The following is a 9,737-nucleotide window of genomic DNA, read 5'->3' as shown; positions in this document are numbered from 1 at the left end:
GTGGAGCTGCATGACAAAGTCATCGGGCATTATCTGAACATAAAACACTATCAATAAGTTGGAGTCATTACCAAATTCATTGTTTGTCGTGATGCTGATAATTATTGTGGGATGGTGCCTGGTGTTCGCCAGTATTAAAGATATTGCATTCATCTCAACAATTATTGGGTTAATTGATCATTTTATCGGTCCAATAACCATTGCTGGCATCGTTCTGCTGATCATTGTGGCCAAATTTACTGGCAATCTTAAGCTGGGATCAGGAGAAAAAAGCAACAGGAAAACGGGGAATCGTAATGCTCACTCTCGCTCTTCGTCGAGAAATTCTTTCCGCGGTGGTGGCGGTTCTTCAGGAGGCGGCGGTTCATCCGGCCGTTGGTGATCGTAATGCGCTTAATCTTTATTCTATTCACTTTGTGGTGTCTTCCTGGGCTTGCCCAGCAAATTGCTGTGCCGGAACTGCGCCAACAGGTGACCGATATTACTGGTACGTTAAGCACTTCTGAACAACAATCACTGACACAGCAACTGCAGGATATTACACATAAAACACGGGCGCAGGTCGCTGTATTAGTAGTGCCGTCTACCGGAGACGATTCCATTGAACAATATGCTACAAGGGTTTTTGATAGCTGGAAACTGGGAGATAAGCAGAGAAACGATGGTATTTTACTTCTGGTTGCCTGGGAGGATCATGCTGTTCGTATTGAGGTTGGCTACGGGCTGGAAGGGGTGGTTACCAACCTGCAAGCGGCGAAGATTATCAGGGATATATTGATCCCTGCCTTCAAAAGTGATGACCTGATGGGTGGATTAACACTGGCAAGCGAAAATATCGGCGCACTTCTGTTGAATGGTGAATTACCGGAAGACAGGGGGGATTATTACAGTATCAATCCCCCTATTCCATTATCGCTTGCTGTAATTATATTGCTGGCGGTACTTTCATATTTTATTGTTTTTACCGATCCGTCGAATTTACCCTGGATCACTCTCACTGGCGCCATTTACGGGATGGTATTCCTCTATGTTGCCGAGCCAGAACCATGGACCAATTTAATCGTTGCCTGCGGTATGTTAACGCCTTTTGCGATCGTACCACTGGTTATTTTTTGGCTTATCGTCAATAAAAAGCTACGCGCCAAATACAAAAAACTCAGTAAAGAAAGAGCTACAAGAAAAGGTTCTTCTTCATCCTCTTCCGGTGGAGGCTCAAGTGGCGGCGGATTTAGCGGCGGGGGCGGTTCTTCTGGAGGTGGCGGCGCATCCGGCCGCTGGTAACTCAACCATAAAAAATGCCAGCCCGGAGGCTGGCATTTTTAAATCAGATAAAGTCAGTCTTATGCCTGGCCTTTGATCTCTTTACGACCGTTGTACGGTGCTTTTTCGCCCAGAGCTTCTTCGATACGAATCAGCTGGTTGTATTTAGCAACACGGTCAGAACGGCTCATAGAACCAGTTTTGATCTGGCCTGCAGCAGTACCAACAGCCAGGTCAGCGATGGTAGCGTCTTCAGTTTCGCCAGAACGGTGAGAGATAACTGCAGTGTAGCCAGCATCTTTCGCCATCTTGATTGCAGCCAGAGTTTCGGTCAAAGAACCGATCTGGTTGAATTTGATCAGGATGGAGTTAGCGATACCTTTTTCGATACCTTCTTTCAGGATCTTGGTGTTGGTTACGAACAGGTCGTCACCAACCAGCTGGATTTTGTCGCCCAGAACTTTGGTCTGGTATGCGAAACCGTCCCAGTCAGATTCGTCCAGACCGTCTTCGATAGAAACGATCGGGTACTGTTTGGTCAGTTCTTCCAGGAAGTGAGTGAATTCTTCAGAGGTGAACGCTTTGTTGCCTTCGCCAGCCAGAACGTATTTACCGTCTTTGTAGAATTCAGAAGCTGCGCAGTCCATCGCCAGAGTGATGTCTTTGCCCAGTTCATAACCAGCAGCTTTAACAGCTTCAGCGATAACAGCCAGAGCTTCAGCGTTGGAACCCAGGTTCGGCGCATAGCCACCTTCGTCACCAACAGCAGTGTTCATGCCTTTCGCTTTCAGAACTTTTGCCAGGTGATGGAAAACTTCAGAACCCATGCGGATGGCTTCTTTCACAGTTTTCGCGCCAACCGGCTGAATCATGAATTCCTGGATATCAACGTTGTTGTCAGCGTGCTCACCACCGTTGATGATGTTCATCATCGGAACCGGCATGGAGTATTTGCCCGGAGTGCCGTTCAGTTCAGCGATGTGCTCGTACAGCGGCATACCTTTAGCAGCTGCAGCAGCTTTGGCGTTAGCCAGAGATACAGCCAGGATTGCGTTCGCGCCGAATTTGGATTTGTTTTCGGTGCCGTCCAGGTCGATCATGATCTTGTCAATGCCAGCCTGATCTTTAGCATCTTTGCCAATCAGCGCCTGAGCGATCGGGCCGTTTACCGCAGCAACAGCTTTGGTTACGCCTTTACCCAGGAAACGGGATTTGTCGCCATCGCGCAGTTCCAGAGCTTCACGGGAACCAGTAGAAGCACCTGACGGAGCAGCTGCCATACCGACGAAACCACCCTCCAGATGTACTTCGGCTTCAACAGTCGGGTTACCACGGGAGTCGATGATTTCACGACCGATGATTTTTACGATTTTGGACATTAGGTTTTCCTCAAGTCACTAGTTAAACTGAAACTCCAGACAAACAACGCGTACCCAGGGTACGCGTTGCCGTTCTAACTTTTTTACTTACTTCGCCTGACGTTTCTGGAACTCGCTGGCGGCTTTCACAAAGCCTGCAAACAGCGGGTGACCATCACGTGGAGTAGAAGTAAACTCCGGATGGAACTGGCAAGCCACGAACCACGGGTGATTCGGAACTTCGATGATCTCGACCAACTGATCATCCCCGGAACGGCCCGCAACGCGCAGACCTGCATCTTCAATCTGTTTCAACAGCATGTTGTTGACTTCGTAACGGTGACGATGACGCTCAACAATTGTCGGCGCATTGTACAGCTGGCGAACCAGGCTATCGTCAACCAACTGGCACTGCTGTGCGCCGAGACGCATGGTACCGCCGAGATCGCTCTTCTCGCTACGAACTTCAACGTTGCCGTTTTCATCGCGCCACTCGGTAATCAGCGCCACAACCGGGTACTTACAGTCTGGCACAAATTCCGTAGAGTTGGCGTTCTCCATGTTGGCAACATGGCGAGCGTAATCAATTAACGCCACCTGCATACCCAGGCAAATGCCCAGGTAAGGAATATTGTTCTCACGCGCAAAACGCGCGGTCGTAATCATGCCTTCTACGCCACGATAGCCGAAACCGCCAGGTACGAGGATTGCGTCCAGACCTTTAAGGATTTCAACGCCGCGCGTTTCAACATCTTGTGAATCGATCAGTTTGATGTTGACGCTGACACGATTCTTCAGCCCACCGTGTTTCAGTGCTTCGATCACGGATTTATAAGCATCCGGCAGTTCAATGTACTTGCCGACCATACCGATGGTGACTTCACTTACCGGATTCGCTTCTTCGAAGATAACCTGTTCCCATTCGGACAGATTCGCTTCCGGGCAGTTTAAGCTGAATCGTTTACAAATATAATCGTCCAGCCCCTGAGATTTCAACAGGCCCGGAATTTTATAGATGGAATCGACGTCTTTCAGAGAAATAACCGCTTTTTCCGGAACATTACAGAACAATGCAATCTTCGCACGTTCGTTCGCCGGAACGGCGCGATCTGAACGACAAATCAGGATGTCAGGCTGGATACCGATGGAGAGCAGCTCTTTTACAGAGTGCTGAGTCGGTTTGGTTTTGACTTCACCAGACGCCGCCATGTACGGCACCAGCGTCAGGTGCATAAACAGGGTGTGCTCACGGCCAATTTCAACAGCCATCTGGCGAATCGCTTCGAGGAACGGCAGGGATTCGATATCACCTACAGTACCGCCGATTTCGACCAGTACTACGTCATGACCTTCGCCGCCTTCCAGCACACGCTCTTTGATAGCGTTTGTGATGTGCGGAATAACCTGTACGGTTGCGCCGAGGTAGTCGCCGCGGCGTTCTTTACGCAGAACGTCAGAGTAGATACGACCCGTGGTGAAGTTGTTGCGGCGGCTCATTTTGGTACGGATGAAACGCTCGTAGTGCCCCAGGTCCAGGTCGGTTTCAGCGCCGTCTTCAGTAACGAACACTTCCCCGTGTTGGATTGGGCTCATAGTACCTGGATCGACGTTGATGTACGGATCCAGTTTCATGATGGTCACATTGAGGCCACGGGCTTCAAGAATGGCTGCGAGGGAGGCTGCGGCAATGCCTTTACCCAGAGAGGATACGACCCCGCCGGTCACAAAAATATAGTTCGTTGTCATGCTGAACCTGAGAAGTTAGGTTGAAAAGACGATGGAATAACCAGGACGGGAAAGCAGTATACCCGAACATGACCTGTGCCACAAACTTTCATTATCCCTCCTCTTCGCCAGCGCACTATTGAAATCAGGAGTGAGAAAATAGCCCCTTTGGGGTAAATGTTTTTGACGCAAATCAAGCGCTTGTCATTTAAAAAATGACACAAATGGCGCTTGACCGCGTAATTCCCTTAGAGATCAATTTCCTGCCGTTTTACCTGTTGCCAGACTTCTTCCATTGTTTCGAGGTCAACACCTGTCATTTCCAGTCCACGCGCGGCAACAATACGCTCCACTTCGCGAAAACGACGCTCGAATTTTTCGTTCGCTTTTTGCAATGCGATTTCCGCTTTTGTCCCTAAATGACGAGCCAGATTGACCGTGGCAAACAGCAGGTCCCCCATTTCCTCCTCCAGTTTAGCCTGGTCGACAACAGCCTGCCGCGCTTCGTACATCACCTCGTCGATCTCTTCGTAGACTTTATCGACTACCGGACCAAGCGTCGTCCAATCGAAGCCAACGTTGGCGCAACGTTTCTGGATTTTTTGCGCACGCATTAAAGCCGGTAAACTACGAGGAATATCGTCCAGCGCCGAATGCTGCGCTTTCTGCGCGCGCTCTCCGGTTTTGATTTGCTCCCAACGGGCAAGCACTTCACTACTGTTTTCGGCAGAACTGTCAGCAAAAACATGCGGATGGCGACGCTCTAATTTATCGCTAATCGCAGCGCAAATATCATTAAAGTCAAAGCGCCCTTCTTCCTGAGCCATTTGTGCGTAAAACACCACCTGGAACAGCAGATCGCCGAGTTCACCGCGCAGATCGTCAAAATCTTCACGGGCGATGGCGTCCAGCACTTCGTAGGTTTCTTCAAGGGTGTAAGGCGCAATGGTGGCAAATGTCTGCTCTTTATCCCACGGGCAGCCGTTTTCCGGGTCGCGCAGGCGCTGCATAATAGTGAGCAAACGGTCGATTTGATTCATTAGAATGTCCTGAAAATTGCAGGTCCGTCAGGTGGAAACCTGTGACCAGAATAGAAGTGAGTTAGTAACACTACCCAATCAGTACGTTAATTTTGGCTTTAATGAGTTGTAATTCCTCTGGGGCAACTGTTCCTTTCTTCGTTGCTCCTCTTGCCCGCCAGGCGATACTTTTTACCTGATCAGCTAACGCTACGCCATCACGTTCCTGACCGGATAAAACAACTTCGAACGGATATCCTTTTGATTGCGTTGTACAAGGAACACACAGACACATACCTGTTTTGTTGTTGTACATGAACGGACTCAGGACAACAGCCGGACGATGTCCGGCTTGCTCGCTACCTTTTGTCGGGTCAAAATCAACCCAAATCAGATCGCCCATATCGGGTACGTATCGGCTTACCATTACCAGACTTCCTTATCTTTCGGCTCTCCCCAGTCGATATTCTCGTGGAGGTTTTCCGGCGTGATGTCGTTGACCAGTTCAGCAAGCGTAAATACGGGCTCTTTACGCACTGGCTCAATAATTAATTTGCCATCCACCAGGTCAATCTTCACTTCATCATCAATATTCAGATTGAGCGCCTGCATTAACGTAGCCGGGATCCGCACCGCCGGTGAATTTCCCCAACGCTTTACGCTACTGTGGATCATAACCCTTTCCTCAAACCGCTATCATATGTAGATACAGTATATATCAATCTACATTGTAGATACGAGCAAATTTCTGCCTAACTCCCGTGCAACCGACGCGCGTCGATAACATCCGGCACCTGGTTGAGTTTACCCAGCACGCGACCCAGCACCTGCAGGTTGTAAATCTCAATGGTCATGTCGATGGTCGCCAGTTGCTGTTTGGTGTCGCTACGGCTGGCAACGCCAAGTACGTTCACCTTCTCGTTGGCGAGAATGGTCGTGATATCACGTAACAACCCACTACGATCATTAGCCACCACGCGGACCACCAGCGAATATCCGGCGGAGTAGCTCTCGCCCCATACCGCGTCAACAATGCGTTCTGGCGCATGGGAGCGCAGTTCCGCCAGTTGTTCGCAATCGGCGCGGTGTACTGAAATACCGCGTCCCTGGGTAATGAAGCCGACAATCTCATCTCCAGGAATCGGCTGGCAGCAGCGCGCGATGTGGTGCATCAGGTTACCAACACCTTCAACCACCACACGACCGTTATCTTTACTGCGGTTTTGCGGCGTGTAGCTTTTTTGCTGAAGCTGTTTCAGCGCGGCGGCGTCCTGCTCTTCGGCACTCGGCTTATTAAATTGCGATTGCAGGAAGTTCACCATCTGATTGAGACGGATATCCCCGCCACCAATCGCCGCCAGCAACTCGTCGACATCATTGAAGTTGTAACGCGGCAGCAGATGTTTTTCTGCTTCTTTCAGGCTGATCCCCAGATGTTCCAGCTCGTCGTCAAGGATTTGCCGCCCAGCCAGAATGTTTTTGTCACGGTCCTGTTTACGGAACCAGGCGTGAATTTTCGAACGCCCACGGCTGGTTGTGACGTAACCGAGGTTTGGGTTTAACCAGTCACGGCTGGGGTTCGGCTGTTTCTGGGTGATAATTTCAATCTGGTCGCCCATCTGCAGCTGGTAGGTGAACGGCACAATGCGCCCGCCAATTTTTGCCCCGATGCAGCGGTGTCCGACATCACTGTGGATGTGGTAAGCGAAGTCCAGCGGCGTTGATCCCGCAGGCAAATCAACGACATCACCTTTCGGCGTAAAGACATACACCCGGTCGTCAAACACCTGACTACGTACTTCGTCGAGCATTTCGCCGGAATCAGCCATCTCTTCCTGCCACGCAATCAGTTTACGCAGCCAGGCAATCCGGTCTTCATGTCCCGAACGTGCGCCGCCAGCTGCCGCGCCCTCTTTATATTTCCAGTGCGCAGCAACACCCAACTCTGCATCTTCATGCATCTGTTTGGTGCGGATTTGGATCTCAACGGTTTTTCCACCCGGCCCCAGAACCACGGTATGAATAGACTGATAACCGTTTGGTTTCGGGTTAGCGACGTAATCGTCAAACTCATCCGGCAGGTGGCGATAGTGAGTGTGCACTATCCCCAGTGCGGCATAACAATCCTGTAAACGCTCGGCGACAATACGTACCGCACGCACATCAAACAGCTCATCGAAGGCGAGGTTCTTTTTCTGCATTTTGCGCCAGATGCTGTAGATGTGTTTCGGACGACCATACACTTCAGCTTTAACGCCTTCAGCTTTCATCTCAGCGCGCAGATGGCCGACAAACTCTTCGATATAGTGTTCGCGGTCGAGACGGCGTTCATGCAACAGTTTTGCGATGCGTTTGTATTCGGTCGGGTGGAGATAACGGAAGCAGTAATCTTCCAGCTCCCATTTCAGTTGCCCAATCCCAAGACGGTTTGCCAACGGCGCGTAGATATTGGTGCACTCTTTTGCCGCCAGTACGCGTTCATCTTCCGGCGCATCTTTTACTTCACGCAGATGAGCAATACGCTCCGCCAGTTTGATGACCACGCAGCGAAAATCATCGACCATCGCCAATAACATCCGGCGAACGTTATCGACCTGTTCGGAGGAAACAGAATCAGTGTGCGTCGCTTTCAGCTGGCGGATCGCCGCCATATCACGCACGCCGTGAATAAGGTTAACGACCGACTTACCGACGCTCTCACGCAGCACATCTTCGCTGACTACGTTGGCATCCGCCAGAGGGAAAAGCAGCGCCGCCCGCAGCGTGTCAATGTCCATACTTAATGTCGAGAGGATCTCCACCATCTCAACACCACGCCACAATAACAGACTGGCATCCGGATGCCCCTGCGTCTGTTGCAGACAATACGCCCAGGTTTCGGCTAAGCACTCACACGACTTCTGGCTGGTAATACCCAGACTTGCGATCCATTTTTCCGGATCAAATTCACCAGCCTTATTGATATGTGCACTTCTTACCGCAACCATCGTCCTCTCCTTTAGGGACCAGACCTACCGAAATCGGCAAATCGCAACTATTTAACGCGCGAGAAAAGTACCATCGATTCCAGATGTCCCGTGTGTGGGAACATATCCAGCATCGCCAGTCGCGCAATGGTATATCCTGCTTTTAATAACGCTTCGCTATCCCGAGCCAGCGTTGCAGGGTTACAGGATACATAAACTATACGAATAGGTTCCAGTTTTATAATTTGCTGCATAACACCTGCGGCACCTGCTCGCGCCGGGTCCAGCAACACTTTATCGAAGCCGTTTTTCGCCCACGGCTGCTTTGTGACATCTTCTTCAAGATTTTCGTGATAAAACGTCACATTCTGTAAGCCATTAAGACGCGCATTCTGCTGGCCTTTTTCCACCAGCGCCGGAACACCTTCTACACCGACCACACTGGCAGCTTGTGTCGCCAATGGCAGTGTAAAGTTGCCCATACCGCAGAACAGATCCAGTACGCGATCTTCAGGTTGCACATCCAGCCATTCCAACGCACGCGCTACCATTTTTTGGTTCACACCCGCATTGACCTGAATAAAATCGCGCGGGCTAAAAGTTAAGCGCAACCCGTTTGAGTCATACCAGGGCATCTCACCAGAGACGGTTTCGAGTATCTCACTATCGGGGGCGAGATACAGATCCAGGCCTTCAGAATGCGAAAAGCGTTCCAGTTTTTCGCGATCTGCCGAACTTAGCGGTGCGGTATGGCGCAAAATCATCAGCGTGCCGCTGGTTGCCTGTACCAGTTCAACATGACCAAGATGGCGCATAGCTTGTAAGCTGCCCAGGCATGCCCTGACTTTGGGCAGCAATGCTTCAAGTTGGGGCACTAAAATGGGGCATTGTTTAACGTCGACAATGTCACTGGAGCCCGCTTTGCGAAACCCCATCTGAAGTTGCTGTGTTTTCGGTAAGTAATTCAGACTTAAACGCGCGCGACGGCGATAGCCCCAGGGAACATCGGCGATCACTTCAGAGACTTCGTGTTTCATTAATCGGGCGAGTGCCGCACTTTTGCTTCGCTGCTGTAAATCCACGCTGGCGTGTTGTTGCTGACAGCCGCCGCATACGCCAAAATGAGGACAGCGTGGCGTTTCGCGTTCCGGGCTATCGCTTAACCGGCGTACGACTTTAGCGCGGGCATACTGTTTTTTATCTTCAGTAACAGTAACTTCCGCGTTTTCCTGCGGCAATAATCCGGGGATAAATAGCGTTTTGCCGTTATGTCGCGCCACGCCCTGACCAAAAGAGTCGAGGTCGTTGACTGAAACGGTTATGATCTGACGCGTCGTCGTGCGTCGTTTTGCAGAGTAGAATTGCGCCATTGGCGAGACTTTCTCAATTTAACAGTGTGACCTTAATTG

At 50.6% G+C, this 9,737-nt stretch carries 9 protein-coding genes and 1 pseudogene; 3 read left to right on the top strand and 7 right to left on the bottom strand.

All coding sequences use genetic code 11. The features are described 5' to 3' along the window. From OQV04_RS25030 to OQV04_RS08595, 3 genes and pseudogenes are all read left to right on the top strand, one after another. Positions 1–57 (top strand): IS1 family transposase, encoded by a 57-nt coding sequence (locus OQV04_RS25030; RefSeq protein WP_003032489.1) that lies wholly within the window; start codon positions 1–3, stop codon positions 55–57. A gap of 4 nt (positions 58–61) precedes the next feature. Then, a pseudogene (locus OQV04_RS08600) lies at positions 62–382 on the top strand (hypothetical protein); the annotation flags it as partial. Then, complete coding sequence (locus OQV04_RS08595) at positions 379–1,281, top strand: TPM domain-containing protein (protein WP_332641703.1); 903 nt, start codon at positions 379–381, stop codon at positions 1,279–1,281. The pseudogene OQV04_RS08600 and the gene OQV04_RS08595, both read left to right, overlap by 4 nt. A gap of 59 nt (positions 1,282–1,340) precedes the next feature. Here OQV04_RS08595 and eno read toward each other — a convergent pair whose 3' ends face one another. The 7 genes from eno to rlmD all read right to left on the bottom strand — a co-directional run bounded on the left by eno (position 1,341) and on the right by rlmD (position 9,698). Next, positions 1,341–2,639 (bottom strand): phosphopyruvate hydratase, encoded by a 1,299-nt coding sequence (eno, locus tag OQV04_RS08590; RefSeq protein ID WP_000036723.1) that lies wholly within the window; start codon positions 2,637–2,639, stop codon positions 1,341–1,343. A gap of 87 nt (positions 2,640–2,726) precedes the next feature. Further along, a complete protein-coding gene (pyrG, locus tag OQV04_RS08585; RefSeq protein ID WP_000210878.1) occupies positions 2,727–4,364 on the bottom strand; it encodes a glutamine hydrolyzing CTP synthase in 1,638 nt (545 codons plus the stop codon). A gap of 227 nt (positions 4,365–4,591) precedes the next feature. Then, a complete protein-coding gene (gene mazG, locus OQV04_RS08580; RefSeq protein ID WP_032281519.1) occupies positions 4,592–5,383 on the bottom strand; it encodes a nucleoside triphosphate pyrophosphohydrolase in 792 nt (263 codons plus the stop codon). A gap of 70 nt (positions 5,384–5,453) precedes the next feature. Beyond that, positions 5,454–5,789: an endoribonuclease MazF gene (gene mazF, locus OQV04_RS08575; protein WP_000254738.1), complete on the bottom strand. Its 336-nt coding sequence runs from the start codon at positions 5,787–5,789 to the stop codon at positions 5,454–5,456. Next, a complete protein-coding gene (gene mazE / locus OQV04_RS08570) occupies positions 5,789–6,037 on the bottom strand; it encodes a type II toxin-antitoxin system antitoxin MazE (RefSeq protein ID WP_000581937.1) in 249 nt (82 codons plus the stop codon). The genes mazF and mazE overlap by 1 nt, the downstream gene beginning before the upstream one ends. Before the next feature lie 77 nt (positions 6,038–6,114). Continuing rightward, positions 6,115–8,349 (bottom strand): GTP diphosphokinase, encoded by a 2,235-nt coding sequence (relA, locus tag OQV04_RS08565; RefSeq protein WP_000226815.1) that lies wholly within the window; start codon positions 8,347–8,349, stop codon positions 6,115–6,117. A 47-nt stretch (positions 8,350–8,396) separates the two neighbouring features. Continuing rightward, positions 8,397–9,698, bottom strand: coding sequence for a 23S rRNA (uracil(1939)-C(5))-methyltransferase RlmD (rlmD, locus tag OQV04_RS08560; protein WP_000046821.1), 1,302 nt, complete (start codon positions 9,696–9,698; stop codon positions 8,397–8,399). Positions 9,699–9,737: the final 39 nt, after the last annotated feature.

Source organism: Escherichia sp. Lx600-2 (assembly GCF_036662595.1).
GTDB lineage: Bacteria > Pseudomonadota > Gammaproteobacteria > Enterobacterales > Enterobacteriaceae > Escherichia > Escherichia coli.
The sequence above is the reverse complement of the archived record's forward strand: the minus strand, read 5'-3'. Positions and strand labels throughout refer to the sequence as shown.